We start from the raw sequence: 14,912 nt of genomic DNA on the forward strand, positions 1-14,912 counted from the left end.
TTAAACCACGAGCAGCGCGCGGCCGGTGAGGGCCTGGTGGCGGCGGATCGCGAACCGGTCGGTCATGCCGGCGACGAAATCCGCGACCAATCTAGCCAGGCCATGCGGCGGTGCGACGGCCTGCTGCGCCCATTCCGCGGGCATGCGCCCCGGGTCGTCCAGATAGTGCGCGAACAGGTCGGCGATGATCTGCTGCCCCGGCCCGGTCAGCGCCAGCACCTGTGGGTGCTTGTAGAGCGCTGTGCGCAGGAAGCCCTTCAGCGCGCGCACTTCGCCCGCCAAGGCCGCGCTGAAGCCGGCCAGCGGCCGGCCGGCGGCACGGACAGCCTCCGGCGTGCGCGGGTCCGCCGCGTTGAGCAGGGCCTGTGTCGCCGCGAGCACGTCGCCGGTCAGGCGGCCGACCAGAATGCGCACCATCTCCGGCACCAGCCGGCTGTGCGGTGCGGTGGGGAAACGCGCACTGGCCTCGAACCAGGCCTCGGCAACGATCGGCACCAGCAACGCCTCCTCAAGCGCGAACAGCCCGGAGCGCAGGCCGTCGTCGAGGTCGTGGGTATTGTAGGCGATGTCGTCGGCGATCGCGGCGATCTGGGCCTCAAGGCTCGGGTAGCTGTCCAGTTCCAGATCATGCTCCTGCTGATACAGGCGCAACGCCCAGGGCGGTGCCGTGACCGGGCCGTTGTGCTTGGCCAGCCCTTCGAGTGTCTCCCAGCTCAGGTTCAGGCCGTCGAATGCCGCGTAACGCTGTTCGAGGAAGGTCAGCACCCGGATGGTCTGGGCATTATGGTCGAAGCCGTCATGCGCCGCCATGCAGGCGTTGAGCGTCGTCTCGCCGGCATGGCCGAACGCCGGGTGGCCGAGATCGTGCGCGAGTGCCAGCGTCTCGGTCAGGTCCTCGTCGAGACCGAGCTGGCGCGCCAGGGTGCGCGCGATCTGCGCGACCTCCAGACTGTGGGTCAGGCGGGTGCGGAAGTGATCGTCGTAGGCGGCGACGAAGACCTGCGTCTTGTGCTTCAGCCGGCGAAAGGCGGTTGCATGGATGATGCGGTCCCGGTCGCGCTGAAACGCTGTCCGGGTGGCGCTCGGCGCTTCCGCGTACAGGCGGCCCCGGCTGCGCGCGGGGTCGCAGGCGAAGACAGCGCGCGGGGTCATTTCAGGCGTTCGGCCGCCCCGACATCGCGGCGCGGCAGGCTGTCCAGCCCGGCGGCCGACAGGGCCGCACGGCACGCGGAGACCTGGTCCGCCGTCTCGAACGCGCCGAGCAGGATCCGATAGCGGCCCCCGGCTGCGGATTCGATGTAGACGGTGCTGTCCTTCGCGGCGGTGCCGGCCTTGGCGGCGATGGCGCGCCATTGGACGCGCGCCTGGTCCATGCTCAGCACGCTACCAACCTGCACGAAGCGCAGCCCGGACGCTTGCGAGGTGCAAGGTTTTTCAGGCGGTTTCGGCTTTTGCGGGATCGGCTGCAACGGCACCTCAGGACCCGCAGCGGCCAGTTGTCCTGCCGCTGGCGCAGTAGCGGCAGGCGGGGGCGTCTTGATGTCGAGGTAGGACGGCGACTGCGGTTGTGCCTGCGTGGTCTGGGCTGGCTGGGCAGCTGCGGCTTCCACCTGCAGGGTGTTTGGAAGATGGTTCAGATGCACGGCGGCGGCTTTCTGCTGCGGGGTCAGTTTGGGCAGTTGGGCGTAGAACGGGCGCAGCGCCTCGGCAGTTTGCTCCGGCAGAGCGGTGGCAGCGATCCGCACGGCTTCCTCCGTCTCGCCGCTCAGCGCGTACACCAGCGCCAATGCGCGGCGCACCGGCTCGATGCCTCCGGGATCGTTGGCGATCGTCTGCAACAGGGTCAGCGCAGCGCCATAGTCCTGCAGGATCGCCAGCGACAGCGACAGCCGCACCGTCGTGCCGGTCTGGCTGGGGTCGGCGGAGAGGGCGCGACTGTAGGCCAGCCGGGCCTCCTCGTTGCGGCCGAGCAGATCGAGCGCCAGCCCGCGTTCCGACTCGACAAGTGCGCGCGGGGCACCGCGCTGCTCTGCCGTGGCGAGCCGCTGGAGCGCGGCGTCGGGCTGTTCGAGCCTGTTCAGCAGTATTGCATGCTGAAGCGGCGGACCGCCGGCCTTGGGTTGAAGCCGCTCCAGCTTGTCGAGCGGCGCAGTCGCGGCAAGATCAAGGCCAAGCGCCGATAGCGTGCGCGCTGCGCCATCCAGCGCATCGACGTTATCGGCATCGCGAGAGAGCACAGCCTGATACAGTTCGAGCGCACCGCGGTTTTCGCCGCGCAGTTCCAGGCGGCGGGCGAACGCGACCTGGGTCCGCGGCTGGTCGAGCGTGGTGCCGGAAGACGCCGCAGCGGAGGGGCGGATGCCGGCTCCCGGCAGCGCGACCAAAACGAGGGCGGCGCACAGGCAGGGCTTCACAGGGAAGGTTAACGGCATTGGACCTGTTTACGGGATGAATGCCCCATTGTCATCCAGCTTGGGGCTTTCACGTGGCTGATACTGTGTTACTTCTGCAGGATTGCGACAAAAAGCGGATCTGACGATGCGCCTCGACAGCCACAGGATCGAATTTCCCGGCAGCCAGGGTATCCTGGCGGCGCGGCTCGACACGCCGCGCGGCGGCGCGCGTGCTTATGCGCTGTTCGCCCACTGCTTCACCTGTTCCAAAGACATCTTCGCGGCCAGCAGGATTGCCGCGCGTCTTGCCGACAATGGCATTGCTACGCTCCGTTTCGACTTTACCGGGCTTGGCGCCAGCGAGGGCGAATTCGCCAACACCAATTTTTCCTCCAACGTCGACGACCTTGTGGCCGCGGCCGACTGGCTGGCGACCCGCCATGGCCCGGCACAACTCATGGTCGGCCATAGTCTGGGGGTGCCGCGGTGCTGGCGGCGGCGGAGCGTGTCCCGGGCTGCCGGGCGGTCGCCACCATCGGCGCGCCGTACGACCCGGCGCATGTAACCCACCAGTTTCATGAGTCGATGCATCTGATCGAGGCGGACGGCGAGGCCCAGGTGACGCTGGCCGGCCGGCAGTTCCGCATCCGCCGGCAGTTCATCGACGATGTGTTCGGCCAGCCGCAGGCGCAGCGCATCGCCAGCCTCAAACGCGCCCTGCTGGTGCTGCATGCGCCGCTGGACGACACCGTCTCGGTGGACAATGCCTCGGCGATTTTCGGTACGGCCAAGCACCCGAAGAGCTTCGTCAGCCTCGATACTGCCGACCACCTGCTGCGCGGCAAGGCCGACGCGATGTATGCCGCCGACGTGATCGCCGCCTGGGCGCTGCGTTACCTCAATCTCGCCGGAGACGGCACCGCCGCAGACCGAGCCGGGCGAGACGATCGTCCAGGAATCCGGTCTTGGCCGTTATGCGCAGGCGATCCGGTCCGACGGGCACCTGTTGACCGCCGATGAGCCGGAGTCGGTCGGGGCGACGATCTTGGACCAGATCCTTACGATCTGCTGCTGAGTTCACTGGGTGCCTGCACCTCCATGACGATGCGCATGTACGCCCAGCGGAAAGGGTTGCGGCTCGAGCAGGCCTCGGTGCGCCTGCGGCACCGGAAAATTCACGCCAGCGACTGCACGGACTGCGAGACGAAGGAAGGCCTTGTCGACGAAATGACTCGCGAGATCACGCTGGTCGGCGACCTGAGCGCTGACGAGCGCGCGAAGCTGCTGGAGATCGCCGACAAATGCCCCGTGCACCGCACCCTGCACAGCGAAGTGCGCGTGACCACCCGGTTGATCGATTAGAACGTGATGACTTTAGGTTGACCCACGCGCCATCGCGCGGTTGCACACGCACCGCTCACCCTGAGCTGGACGAAGGGCTGAGCGGCTCGTGGTTCGTCCAGGCTCACCACGAGCGGACTTTACAGCCTGCTCCGTGAAGATCGGAATGGCGATCCCATCCAATGTCAGCAGACTCTAAGGTGTAGCAGGGAGTTGAAAAGTCGCGCAGATACAGCCCTGCTTCGTCATTCCGGCGAATCACAGGCAGAAAAACGCAATCCCTTCCGGTGCACCCGGTGCCAGGAGACCCGGCGTTCGCCGGGATGACGACAAAAGACTTTTCTCCAGCCTGCTAACTCTCCGCGACCAGAAGGCCAGAAGACGTCGGCCAGGCGTTCGATGCGCTCGGGCGTCTCCGGCAGGTGATGGCTGAGCAGGGCATGCAGCAGGCTGTCGACCATCACGTCGAGCGCGGCGTCGACAGGCGCTGCCGGATTGATCATGCCGGCGTCGCCCGCGCGCTCGATGATCGCCCAGAACCGGCCCTTGAGCGGCACGATGACGCCACCCGATACCAGCGCGCGTGCCTGTGCATCGTCATGCGAGTCGATCAGCATCGCGCACAGCGCCGGGCCGGCGGCGGTCTGCGCCCAGAGCGTGACGACGCTGGCCATCAGGTCGACCAGGTGCGCACGGTCTGCGCCCGGACGCGGCCAGGGATGGCGATCCGCGATGTCGAGATACACCTCGCGCATCAGCTCAACGCGGCCGTGCCACCACCGGTAGATCGTCGGCTTGCCGGACGAGGAGCGGCGCGCAATAGCTTCAATGCTTGCAGCCGTTGCGCCTCCCTCGCACAGGATCTCCTGCGCGGCGGAGAGGATCGCTGCGTGCGACTCCGGGTTTCGCGCACGGCCGATCGACTTGCGTCTGGCACCGCTCGGCTGATCCAACATTGCGCGCCCCTCTCATCCGGAAAGATTTCGGCATGGCGTACGTTAACGACACTCATCGGCATGGCAAGGCCGCATCGCATGCCGGAAAGTGCACACTTGCGCATTTTTTGTCAAAAACCCTTGGATGTTGCATCGGGTCGGCCCAAGTGCATGGGCATGCTGTTCCGACTCCTGATCCTGCTGCAGATGATGTTCGTGGCCCCAGCGCTCGCACAGTCGGCTCAACCGCAGACGTTCGCACAGCAAGAGCACACCCGGATCGAGCTTGTCGCGGAACAGTCGAGCGTCGCCGCCGGCAAGCCCTTGACCATCGCTGTCGTGATGACGCCGCAGCCCGGCTGGCACACCTACTGGCAGAACCCCGGCGACAGCGGTTCGGCGACACGTCTGAACTGGAAACTGCCGGAGGGTTGGTCTGCAAGCGCGCCGGCTTACCCGACGCCCAAGCGGTTCACGGTCGCGCAACTGGTCAGCTATGTTTACGACAAGCCGTCGCGGCTGCTGGTGACGCTGACGGCGCCCAGCATCCCGCAGGGGCAACCGAGGTTCCCATCGCGCTGCAGGCCGACTGGCTGGTGTGCGATGATGAAATCTGCGTGCCGGAGGCTGCTGCGCTGGCGCTGACCCTGCCGGTCGGGGATGGCGCGAACGACCCGGCGCGCACCGCCCTCTTCAGCGATGCGCGCGCGCAGCTGCCCAAGGCGGCGCAAGCGTCGGCAAAATTCTTCCAGGACGCGGACATGTTCCAGCTTGAGATGCTGGAGTCCGACCAGCCGGACGGCCTGAAGCTCGCCGGCATGACGAGCGCTTATTTCTATCCTGTCGAGGACGGCGTGCTGGCTTACGGTAAACCGCAGACCATCGAGCAGGTCAGCCCCGACAAATGGGTGTTGAGCACGGGCGGCGGCTATGCCGAGCAGAAACTGACCCAAATCACCGGCATTCTCGCTGTGGCCGGCAGCGACGGTGCGGTCCAGGGCTGGTTGCTCTCGGCCGAGCGGACGCCCAAGCCGCTCCGGGCCGCGGTGGCACTGCCAGCGGCCGGGCCGCAGAACGGCTCGGATGTCCCGCCGCCCCGATCGGGTCTGCTGGCCCTGCTGGGCTTTGCGCTGCTGGGTGGTCTGATCCTCAATGTGATGCCCTGCGTTTTCCCGATTCTCAGCCTCAAGGCGTTGTCGCTGGCGAAGGCGGGCGCGCATGAGGCGCATGCCCGTGCCGAGGCTGCGGCATATACGGCCGGCGTGCTTGCCACCTTCGGTCTCGCCGGGATCGTCCTGGCCTGGCTGCGGGCCAGCGGATTTTCAGTCGGCTGGGGCGTACATCTTCAGGACCCGCGCAGTGTGGCGGTCCTGGCGCTGGTGATGGTGGTGATTGGTCTCAACCTGCTGGGCGCGTTCGAGATCGGCGGCGGACTGTCCGGGGTCGGCCAGGACTTGACCCAGAAGCGCGGCTGGGCCGGCGCGTTCTGGACCGGGGCGCTGGCGGTCCTGGTGGCCAGCCCTGCACCGTGCCGTTCATGGGTGCGGCACTTGGCGCCACTCTTGTGCTGCCGCCGGCTGAGGGGTTGCTGCTGTTCCTCGGCGTCGGCTTCGGCATGGCGCTGCCCTATCTGCTGATCGCTTTCGTGCCGGCGTTGCGGCGCATGCTGCCGCGGCCGGGTGCCTGGATGGAGAGTTTCCGCCGGTTCATGGCGTTCCCGATGTTCGCGACAGCGGTCTGGCTCAGCTGGGTCGTCGGGCGGCAGGCAGGCATTGACGGCATGGCGTTGGTGCTGGTTGCGGCATTGCTCGTCTCGCTGGCGCTCTGGCTTTACGGCCGCGGCGCGCGCGGTGTGCTGCGGCCGGTTGCGGCGGTCGTCTCCGTCGCGGCGGCTGTGCTGGCGGTCGCGGTCCTGAACGCACCGGACGTGCAGGCGGAAGCCGATGGCGATGCCAAGCTCGCCGCGCAGGCCTTCACCGACGCCCGGCTCAGCCAGTTGCTCGGGGAGGGCAAGCCGACCTTCGTGTATTTCACGGCGGACTGGTGCGTGACCTGCAAGGTCAACGAGAAGCTTGCGTTGAACACCGCCGAAGTCGCCAATGCGTTCGCGCAGGCGCATGTGACCGTGCTGGAAGGCGACTGGACGCGGCAGAACCCGGAAATCGCCAAGGTCCTCGCCCGCTATGGCCGCAACGGCGTGCCGCTTTACCTCTATTTCCCGCCGGGATCGGACATCGCCCGGCCGCAGATCCTGCCACAGGTGCTGACGCCGCAGATTCTGACCGAACTGGTGACCGCGCCCGTGGATGGAACCGCCGGTCCAGCCTGATCCGGCTGGACTTCTATTCCGCAAAGACAAAGGAGACTTGACGATGAAGGCCTTGCTCAGTTCGCTCCTGATCGCTGCGACGCTTGCCGGCCCTGCGTTCGCGCAGCCGCAGATCGGCAAAGCGGCGCCGGACTTTACCGCCACCGACGCCAACGGCAAATCGCACAAACTGTCCGACTTCAAGGGCAAGACCGTGGTGCTGGAATGGACGAACCCGGAATGCCCGTTCGTGCAGAAGCATTACAACAGCGGCAACATGCAGGCGCTGCAGACCGACGCCACCAAGGATGGCGTTGTCTGGCTCAGCGTCAATTCCGGCGCGCCCGGCAAGCAGGGCCATGTTGACGGCGCCGGTGCGAATCGGACCATCGCCGCCAGCAAGGCGCGTCCCACGGCTTACCTGCTGGACTCGAATGGCCAGATCGGCAAGCTGTACGGTGCGCGCACGACGCCGCACATGTACGTGATCGACGCCAAGGGTACGCTCGTCTACATGGGCGGGATCGACAGCAACAGTTCCGCCGATCCGGCGACGATCAAGACTGCAACCAACTATGTGAAGGCGGCGCTGGCCGATTTGAAGGCGGGTACGCCGATCAAGACTGCAACCTCGCAGCCCTACGGCTGCTCCGTGAAGTACGCGGGGTAGCAACAAGCCTTGTGGGCAGTGGGTCATTTTGAATAAACCGCTCGTGGTGAGCTCGGACAGAACCACGAGCCGCTCAACCCTTCGTCCAGCTCAGGGTGAGCGGCAAAATTTCAAAATGACCCACTACCGCCTGGTGGCGCGCGTCGACGGACCGACGCTTGCCGCTAGGCAGCACGCGGCCCGCATGGTAGGCTGAACAAAATTCGAGATGAAAGACAAAGCGATGCGTTTAGCCGGCCTACTGTTCGTCGCCACCCTGGCGCAAGCGGGCAGGCCCATGCGCAGACGGCTGAGCCCGCGCCTTCGGCTGCGCAGGCGCCACAGCCGGACAACAGCGCGCTGATCACGCCCGCGACCGCCGGCCTCGACACGTCCGCTGAAGACAACAATTACCAGCGGCGTATCCGGCAGGCGATCACGCCGGACGAGGTGCGGCTGGCCTGCCGCGCGCCGGACGGCTCGATCACCATCAACAACGAGATCGTCGTCTGCGCCGAGCGCGATCCGGTCTCACGCTACCGCGTGCCGTCGACCGCCGAGAGCGCCGTCATCAACCCGGAGCGCGAGTCGCCGGTTGAACGCGCCCGCGCGGTCCTGCATGCCGAGCGCGGTGCGCCAGCCGGGCTTGGCGCCGATACGCCGGAGCCTGGCAGCATTGCGCGCGGCGGCTCAGGCGCAAACATCATCGGCCTTGCCAAGAAGATCGAGAAAATCCTCAAAAAGAACCCGAGGAATGATCTTCGGCGGCTGACAGCCGCTGCAGGATTTTCAGCGTTCCCCAGACACCCCGGTCGTGCAAACCTTGCCGCCTTGCAGGAGGCGAGGATGCGGGAAGCGCGTATAGCGGTCATCGTCGGCACCCGGCCGGAGGTCATCAAGATGGCCCCGGTCTTTCGCGCCCTGCAGGCAACCGCCGGTCTCGTGCCGGTACTCTGCATCTCCGGCCAGCATGTCGCATTGATGGAGCAGGCGCTCGCGGATTTCAGCCTTGTGCCGGACGTGCGCCTGCCGCCCATTGGCGATGCGGGTCTGGCGGCCCGGCTCGGGGCGTTGACGGCGCAACTGGGGGCAGCGCTAGGGTGCCTGCGCCCGGCGCTCACCCTGGTGCAGGGCGATACGGCGACGGCGCTGGCGGGCAGCTTTGCCGCCTTTGCGGCCCCGTGTCCGGTCGGCCATGTCGAGGCGGGTCTGCGCACTGGCGACCTGGCGGCCCCTGGCCGGAGGAAGGCCATCGCCGCGCGATCGCCGCCATCGCCGCGCTCCACTTCGCGCCCACAGCGCGGGCACGCGATAATCTCCTGCGCGAAGGGGTCGCGGCGGAACGCATCCATCTGACCGGTAACACCGGCATCGACGCCCTGCGTGCGACCGCTGCGATGCCGCCGGCGCTGCCGGACGCTCTGGATCAGGCTTTGCAGCGTGCGCATTCTGCCGGTCGCCGGCTGCTGCTTGTGACCGGGCATCGGCGCGAGAATTTCGGGGCAGGCCTGGCTGGCATATGCGCCGCCCTGGCGATGCTCGCAACGCGGCCGGATATCCTGATCCTGTATCCCGTGCATCGCAATCCGCAGGTCGACGGGCCGGTGCGCAGGGCGCTGGATGGGCTTGGCAATGTCATTCTTGCCCCGCCGCTAGACTATCGCGCCTTCGTCCAGCTCCTGGAGCGCTGCCACATCGTTTTGACCGACTCCGGCGGCGTGCAGGAGGAGGCCCCGGCGTTCGGCAAACCGGCCCTGGTGCTGCGAGAGACGACGGAACGGCCGGAGGCTGTCGATGCAGGGTCGCGCGCCTGGTCGGCACGGACCCCGTGCGGATCGTCGCCGAGACGGTGCGCCTGCTTGATGACCGCAGTGCCTACGCCGCCATGGCGCGCGCGGTCAGCCCGTTCGGGGACGGTCAGGCGGCAGCGCGGATCGCTGCAATCGCTGCGGCTTATCTGCAGGATGCGGGATCCTGGCCGCGGGGACCAGGGTGGTAGTGGATCATTTTGAATAAACCGCTCGTGGTGAGCTCGGACAGAACCACGCGCCGCTCAACCCTTCGTCCAGCTCAGGGTGAGCGGCAAAATTGCAAAATAACCCACTACCGCCAGGGTACATCAGTTGACGGTCGGTTTGCCGCCGTATTTGTCGAACCAGGCGAGGATGTGGGCGACCTTGCCGACCAGATTGCTCGGGCGGCCGTCCGTGTTGTGCGGCGCTTCCGGCACCCGCACCATCACCGCCGGCACGCCGCGCAGGCGCAGGGCCGTGTAATACTGCTCGGTCTCGGAGATCGGGGTGCGGTAGTCCGCCTCGCCGGTGATCATCATGGTCGGCGTCTTGACGTTGCCGACCAGCGACAGCGGCGAGCGCCGCCAGTAGTCGGCCTGCGCACCGTCCTCCCATGGCCTGCGCGAACCAGTAGCGGAAGAAGAACGGCGTGAAGTCGGCGGTCAGCACGAAGCTGGTCCAGTTGATGACCGGCTTGGCAACCACCGCCGCCTTGAAACGATCGGTCTTGCCGATGATCCAGGCGGTCAGCACGCCGCCGCCCGAGCCGCCGGTGACGAACAGCCGGTCAGGATCCGCGACGCCCTGGCGATCACGGCGTCGGTCACCGCCATCAGGTCGTCGTAGTCGTCGCCGGGGTAGGCGTGATGGATGTGGTTGCCGAACGCCTCGCCGTAGCTGTCCGACCCGCGCGGGTTGGCGTACACCACCACATACCCATGCGCGGCCATCAGTTGCATTTCCGCCGCGAAGCGGGGCCGTAGTTGGCGAACGGGCCGCCGTGGATTTCCAGAATGGTCGGATAGCGCTTGCCGGGCTGGTAATCCGGCGGCGTCATCACCCAGGCATCGATCTGTGCGCCCTTGGTCGAGGGCACCGTGATCTTCTCGACCTTGCCGAGCGTGCGGTCGCCGAGCAGGTCGTCGTTCAGTTGTGTCAATATGCGCTCGCCGCTGCTACCGAACAGAGCGAGGTCGGCCGGGCGCGCGGGGCTGGCCTTGTTGTAGGCGACTACGCCGCCGCCGACGCTGTACGCCGCACCACCATAGGGCCGGCCGGTGCTGGTGCCGCCAAGGTCGCTGGCGATGGTGCGCACCTTGCCAGTCAGTTCGACGAAGCCGAGCTTGGTCACGCCCTGGTCGTCGTAGAGGAAATAGACGCCACGGCCGTTCGCGGCCCATACCGGGTCGGAGACCGTGCGGTCGAGGCTGGCGGTCATGGCGCGGGGTTGCTGCCGTCCGCATTCATGATCGAGAGCACGGCATTCTGGTAGCCTTGGTATTTGTCGTCATAGCCGACGTAGGCGATCAGCTTGCCGTCGGGAGACAGGGCCGGCTGCTGGTCCGGCCCGAAGCGGCTAGTCAGTTTGGTTTCCGTGCCGCTGGCGACATCGACGGCAAAGATGTCGCTGTTGCCGGGGATTTCCTTGGTGCGTGCCTCCGGGTTGGCGGCGAGGATGATGGCCTTGCCGTCCGGACTCCAGTTTGGCGCGCCTTCATGGTCGTAGTCAGCGGTGGTGACCTGGCGCGGCGTGCCGCCGTCTGCGGGCACGACGAACAACTGCGTCGTCGTGGGTTCGAGGTAGCCGCCGCCATCGGCGCGGAACACGGTCTGGTCGATGACTTTCAGCGGCGGCGCCCACTTCGCCCCTTCGGGTGGCTTGGGCAGGCTGGCGAGCGGTTTGGACTCGCGCGGGACATCGGCCAGGAACGCAATCTGCTTGCCGTCGGGTGACCAGCGGATGTTCTGCGGGCCCTCCTGCATGTTGGTGATGCGCGCCGTATGGCCGCTCGCCACCCAGCGCACGTAGATCTGCGCGCCGCCGTCGCTGGCGGTCACATAGGCAAGCCTGGTGCCGTCCGGCGACCAGCGCGGCTGGCTGTAACTGGCGGTGCCGGAGAGCAGCGGCTCATGCGCGCCGGTCCTCGTGTTAACCTGCCAGAGGTTGCCGCGCGCCCGGTCGCTCATGATGTCGTAGCCGCGCCGGACATAGACGATGCTGGACCCGTCCGGGCTGACCTGCGGATCGTCGGCCCATTCCAGGTTGAAGACGTCAAGGCTGTCGAACTTTTTCGGCGCGGCGTGCGCCGGCGCTGCCACCAGCAACAGGATGACGCCGGCGACCAGACGAGTGCGTGCGCGCATATGGACCTCTGGGGTTGAGCGGAATATTATTTCAACGGCACGGTAATCGGTGCCGGCGGGCTGTCAAGCGCGCAGGTCGTCGATCACGGCGGCCAGCGCATCCAGGCAACTGCGACCCAGGTGCTTGCTGCGCTCGGGCGACCAGCCGTGGATGGGGTCCGGGTTGTCGTCGGCGTCCTTGAACGGCATTTCCAGCGTCATCGCCAGGCAGCCGAACGCCTCGGCGACGGCGTTGGTGCACATGGTCATGTTGGCCGCGCCGGACTTGGCGATCTCATAGCCGATGCGGGTCTGGAAGTCCGGATTGAGCGCCGCCAGCGCCGCCTTGTAGCGCGCGAGCAGGCTCAGCTGATGGTCCGTGATCGAGGGATGCCCTCGAAGCCGGCGATGAAATTGTGTGGCAGCGCCTCGTCGCCATGGACATCCAGACAGAAGTCGACGCCGGTGCGGTGCATGGCCTCCAGCACGCGATAGACCTCCGGGCTGCGCTCCAGCGTGGGCGTCTGCCATTCCCGGTTGAGATTGGTCCCGACAGCATTGGTGCGCAGGTGGCCGCGCCGCGAGCCGTCCGGGTTCATGTTGGGCACGATGTGGAACACATGCTGGCGGCGCAGTTTGCGCGCGAGCGCGTCGGCGGGGTCGGTCAGGCGCTCCAGCAGGCCTTCCATCCACCACTCGGCCATAGTCTCGCCCGGGTGCTGGCGGGCGATCAGCCACAGCTTGCGCGCGGGCGTCTCCGCATCGGTGATCGACAGGCAATCGAGCGGCTGGCCATCCAGGGTCTCGCCGAGCATGCTGAGCGTTACGCCGGGGCGGACGGCCATGCGCGCGATCAGATCGTGGTGCCGTTCCATGCTGTAGGGCGCGAAATAGGCAATCCAGCCGGCATTCAGCGTCGGGGTGACATTGATCGTCAGCACGCCGTCGGCATAGTGCGTCTCCAGCCGGGTCCAGGTCTGGCGGTCCTCGCTGTAGCAGGCGCGGTAGCCGGCCCAGGCGTAGGGTAGGCGGCCCCGCCGGCGTTGACGATGCGCAGCGTGCAGCTATGCCCCGCCGCACCGCTCAGGCGGAAGTGGAACCACTGGTAGAAGTCGGACTGATGGTCCTTGCGGATGGTAAGGTCGAAGGCGGCGGGGCCGGTCTGGGCCACGACTTCGATATTGCCGCTATCGAACGCGGCGTTGATGCTTGGTCTCACTTCGTGCTCCCTTGCGCGGTCAGGCGCTCGGTCTTGCCGGAGACGCCGGGAAAATTCTGAAACAACAGCTGGGCGAGTTCCGCTGCCTGGGTTGTGGCCAGCGCGGCGCCTTGCCGCGCACCAGTGCCGTGGCGCGCCCCTCCCAGAGTGTTGTGCCGCCGTCGGCCGGTGACAGGCGCACGGCCAGTACATGCTCGGCAGCGGTGACGACGTCGTCCTTTTATCGCCCTTGAAAAGACCGGACAGATCGATGCCGACGCCGACTCCGCCGCTGACCCGGGTTCGGCTGCCGCCGCCCACGCCTACGCCGACACTCACCCCGCTGCGCGGGCTGGCCCCGTCATCCAGCGCCGGGCGCGGCGTGACCGCAAGGGAAACGCTGGCGATCAGGGCCGCGCTCTCGCCCTCGGAGGCAGTGGTATAGCCGCGCCGGGCGAGTTCCCCGGCGACTGTTCGGGCGATCGCCTGAAACTCCAGGCTGTCCGCCAGCGCCGGGTCGACCGGGCGCACGGCGACCGTCGCCGGCTGTGGCTGCAGGTTCTGGTGGAAGCGCACGACATCGGCTTTCAAGCCCCCGCTTGCACAACCGGCGAGCAGCAGAAGGGCGGGGAGGGCGGTGCGCAGCAACATGGCTCTGGCTCCTGTTTTCATCAAGTTTAGGAGCTTGCGCCGCACAGAACAATGGCCTGGGCCCCGCGCCAAAAGCGCGCTGACTCAATTATGCTTCAACCTCAACCGATCGGGCTTTAGCCGAGCATCTTGATGATGGCGGAGAAATCCCTGCCGCCTGCGCCTTGCGCCTGAAACAGCTGGTAGAGCGCGCGTGCCTGCGCCCCGAGCGGCGTGGCGGCGCCGACGCTGGCGGCGGCATCCATGGCCAGGCGCAGGTCCTGGCCATGAGGTCGGTGGCAAAGCCGCCCTCATAATCACGATTCGACGGCGCTGCCGGCACCGGACCAGGCACCGGGCAATAGCTGGTCATCGACCAGCACTGGCCGGATGATTTCGAAGCAATGTCGAAGAACACCTGGTGGTCGAGCCCGAGCTTGCCCGCGAGCGCAAATGCCTCGCAGGTGCCGATCATCGAGATCGCCAGCAGCATGTTGTTGCAGATTTTGACCGCTTGGCCCGCGCCGGCGGCACCGGCATGGATGACTGCCTTGCCCATGCCGGCGAGCACGGGCTCTGCGCGGCGGAACGCCTCCGGCGTGCCGCCGACCATGAAGGTCAGCGTGCCGCCCGCGGCTGCCGCCGTGCCACCCGAGACGGGCGCGTCGACCATGGCGAAGCCGGCGGCTTCCGCCTCGGCGATGACCGACCGCGCCGTCGTCACCTCGATCGTCGACGAATCGATCAGCAAGGCGCCGGATCGGGCGCTGCCGAAGACATGACGGCGGTAGACGTCGGCCACATGCTGACCGGTTGGCAGCATGGTCACCACAATCTCGGCCGCGCTGACCGCCGCCTCGATCGAGGCGGCAGGGGTTGCGCCGGCGGCGGCGGCCTTGGCCACGGCGCTGGGGTTCAGGTCGAACGCGAAAACCTGGTGGCCCGCCTTTGCAAGGTTGGCGGCCATGCCCGAGCCCATTGCGCCCAGCCCGATGAATGCGATGTCGCGCATGGGTGGCCTCACTGCATGGTCGGGATGATGAAGGCCTGGTCGCCGGTGTCGCTGCCGTCCGGCCAGCGCTGGGTCACGGTTTTGATGCGCGTCCAGAAGCGCACGCCCTCCATGCCGTGCTGGTTGGTGTCGCCAAAGGCCGAGCGCTTCCAGCCGCCGAAGGTGTGATAGGCGACCGGCACCGGGATCGGCACGTTGATGCCGACCATCCCGACCTCGACCCGGGCCGCGAACTCGCGCGCCGCATGGCCGTTGCGCGTGAAGATCGCAACACCATTGCCATATTGGTGCTGGCTGGGCAGCGCGAGTG

12 protein-coding genes and 6 pseudogenes (1 of these 18 running past the window's edge) are annotated in these 14,912 nt (G+C 67.1%); 8 read left to right on the forward strand and 10 right to left on the reverse strand.

The features are described 5' to 3' along the window. On the reverse strand, window positions 1–1,152 hold the full coding sequence (locus E6W36_RS09950) for a deoxyguanosinetriphosphate triphosphohydrolase (protein ID WP_222872496.1): 1,152 nt from the start codon (window positions 1,150–1,152) through the stop codon (window positions 1–3). Next, window positions 1,149–2,414 carry an SPOR domain-containing protein gene (locus tag E6W36_RS09955; RefSeq protein WP_222872497.1) on the reverse strand — a complete coding sequence of 422 codons (1,266 nt, stop codon included), beginning with the start codon at window positions 2,412–2,414 and terminating at the stop codon, window positions 1,149–1,151. Before E6W36_RS09955 ends, E6W36_RS09950 begins: the two co-directional genes overlap by 4 nt. Window positions 2,415–2,538: 124 nt before the next feature. Here E6W36_RS09955 and E6W36_RS18815 point away from each other — a divergent pair, with 124 nt between their 5' ends. Genes E6W36_RS18815 through E6W36_RS18825 form a run of 3 tightly spaced genes read left to right on the forward strand, consistent with a single transcriptional unit; the run spans window position 2,539 to window position 3,755 of the window. Beyond that, window positions 2,539–2,958, forward strand: coding sequence for an alpha/beta fold hydrolase (locus E6W36_RS18815; RefSeq protein WP_246047507.1), 420 nt, complete (start codon window positions 2,539–2,541; stop codon window positions 2,956–2,958). Continuing rightward, window positions 2,880–3,413, forward strand: coding sequence for an alpha/beta hydrolase family protein (locus tag E6W36_RS18820; protein ID WP_246047508.1), 534 nt, complete (start codon window positions 2,880–2,882; stop codon window positions 3,411–3,413). The genes E6W36_RS18815 and E6W36_RS18820 overlap by 79 nt, the downstream gene beginning before the upstream one ends. Before the next feature lie 60 nt (window positions 3,414–3,473). Then, on the forward strand, window positions 3,474–3,755 hold the full coding sequence (locus tag E6W36_RS18825; protein WP_246048310.1) for an OsmC family protein: 282 nt from the start codon (window positions 3,474–3,476) through the stop codon (window positions 3,753–3,755). 224 nt (window positions 3,756–3,979) lie between these two features. Here E6W36_RS18825 and E6W36_RS09965 read toward each other — a convergent pair whose 3' ends face one another. Beyond that, window positions 3,980–4,690, reverse strand: a complete 711-nt coding sequence (locus E6W36_RS09965) for a TetR/AcrR family transcriptional regulator (protein ID WP_222872498.1) — start codon at window positions 4,688–4,690, stop codon at window positions 3,980–3,982. Window positions 4,691–4,846: 156 nt separating this feature from the next. Here E6W36_RS09965 and E6W36_RS09970 point away from each other — a divergent pair, with 156 nt between their 5' ends. From E6W36_RS09970 to wecB, 5 genes and pseudogenes are all read left to right on the forward strand, one after another. Then, entirely contained in the window at window positions 4,847–5,314 is a 468-nt protein-coding gene (locus tag E6W36_RS09970) for a protein-disulfide reductase DsbD domain-containing protein (protein ID WP_222872499.1), read from the forward strand. A 512-nt stretch (window positions 5,315–5,826) separates the two neighbouring features. Further along, window positions 5,827–6,356, forward strand: a pseudogene (locus tag E6W36_RS23975) (cytochrome c biogenesis protein CcdA); the annotation flags it as partial. Window positions 6,357–6,449: 93 nt separating this feature from the next. Continuing rightward, complete coding sequence (locus tag E6W36_RS09980) at window positions 6,450–6,998, forward strand: thioredoxin family protein (protein ID WP_484103598.1); 549 nt, start codon at window positions 6,450–6,452, stop codon at window positions 6,996–6,998. Window positions 6,999–7,041: 43 nt separating this feature from the next. Beyond that, window positions 7,042–7,647 carry a thioredoxin family protein gene (locus E6W36_RS09985; protein ID WP_222872502.1) on the forward strand — a complete coding sequence of 202 codons (606 nt, stop codon included), beginning with the start codon at window positions 7,042–7,044 and terminating at the stop codon, window positions 7,645–7,647. A gap of 879 nt (window positions 7,648–8,526) precedes the next feature. Next, window positions 8,527–9,625, forward strand: a pseudogene (gene wecB / locus E6W36_RS09990) (non-hydrolyzing UDP-N-acetylglucosamine 2-epimerase). Between the two features lie 120 nt (window positions 9,626–9,745). Here the strand turns inward: wecB and E6W36_RS18830 are convergent. From E6W36_RS18830 to E6W36_RS10010, 7 genes and pseudogenes are all read right to left on the reverse strand, one after another. Next, window positions 9,746–9,991: an alpha/beta hydrolase family protein gene (locus E6W36_RS18830; RefSeq protein ID WP_342776874.1), complete on the reverse strand. Its 246-nt coding sequence runs from the start codon at window positions 9,989–9,991 to the stop codon at window positions 9,746–9,748. A 133-nt stretch (window positions 9,992–10,124) separates the two neighbouring features. Continuing rightward, a pseudogene (locus E6W36_RS18840) lies at window positions 10,125–10,378 on the reverse strand (prolyl oligopeptidase family serine peptidase); the annotation flags it as partial. Next, window positions 10,369–10,857: an alpha/beta hydrolase family protein gene (locus tag E6W36_RS18845; protein WP_246047511.1), complete on the reverse strand. Its 489-nt coding sequence runs from the start codon at window positions 10,855–10,857 to the stop codon at window positions 10,369–10,371. The pseudogene E6W36_RS18840 and the gene E6W36_RS18845, both read right to left, overlap by 10 nt. Further along, window positions 10,854–11,783 (reverse strand): DPP IV N-terminal domain-containing protein, encoded by a 930-nt coding sequence (locus E6W36_RS18850; RefSeq protein WP_246047513.1) that lies wholly within the window; start codon window positions 11,781–11,783, stop codon window positions 10,854–10,856. The genes E6W36_RS18845 and E6W36_RS18850 overlap by 4 nt, the downstream gene beginning before the upstream one ends. A gap of 63 nt (window positions 11,784–11,846) precedes the next feature. Then, window positions 11,847–12,981: pseudogene (locus tag E6W36_RS10000) on the reverse strand (M14 family metallopeptidase). Between the two features lie 746 nt (window positions 12,982–13,727). Continuing rightward, window positions 13,728–14,602 (reverse strand): annotated as a pseudogene (gene mmsB / locus E6W36_RS10005) (3-hydroxyisobutyrate dehydrogenase). Between the two features lie 8 nt (window positions 14,603–14,610). Then, window positions 14,611–14,912: pseudogene (locus E6W36_RS10010) on the reverse strand (CoA-acylating methylmalonate-semialdehyde dehydrogenase) (it continues 1,361 nt past the right edge of the window).

This window comes from Hankyongella ginsenosidimutans, assembly GCF_005144965.1.
Classification (GTDB): Bacteria; Pseudomonadota; Alphaproteobacteria; order Sphingomonadales; family Sphingomonadaceae; genus Hankyongella; species Hankyongella ginsenosidimutans.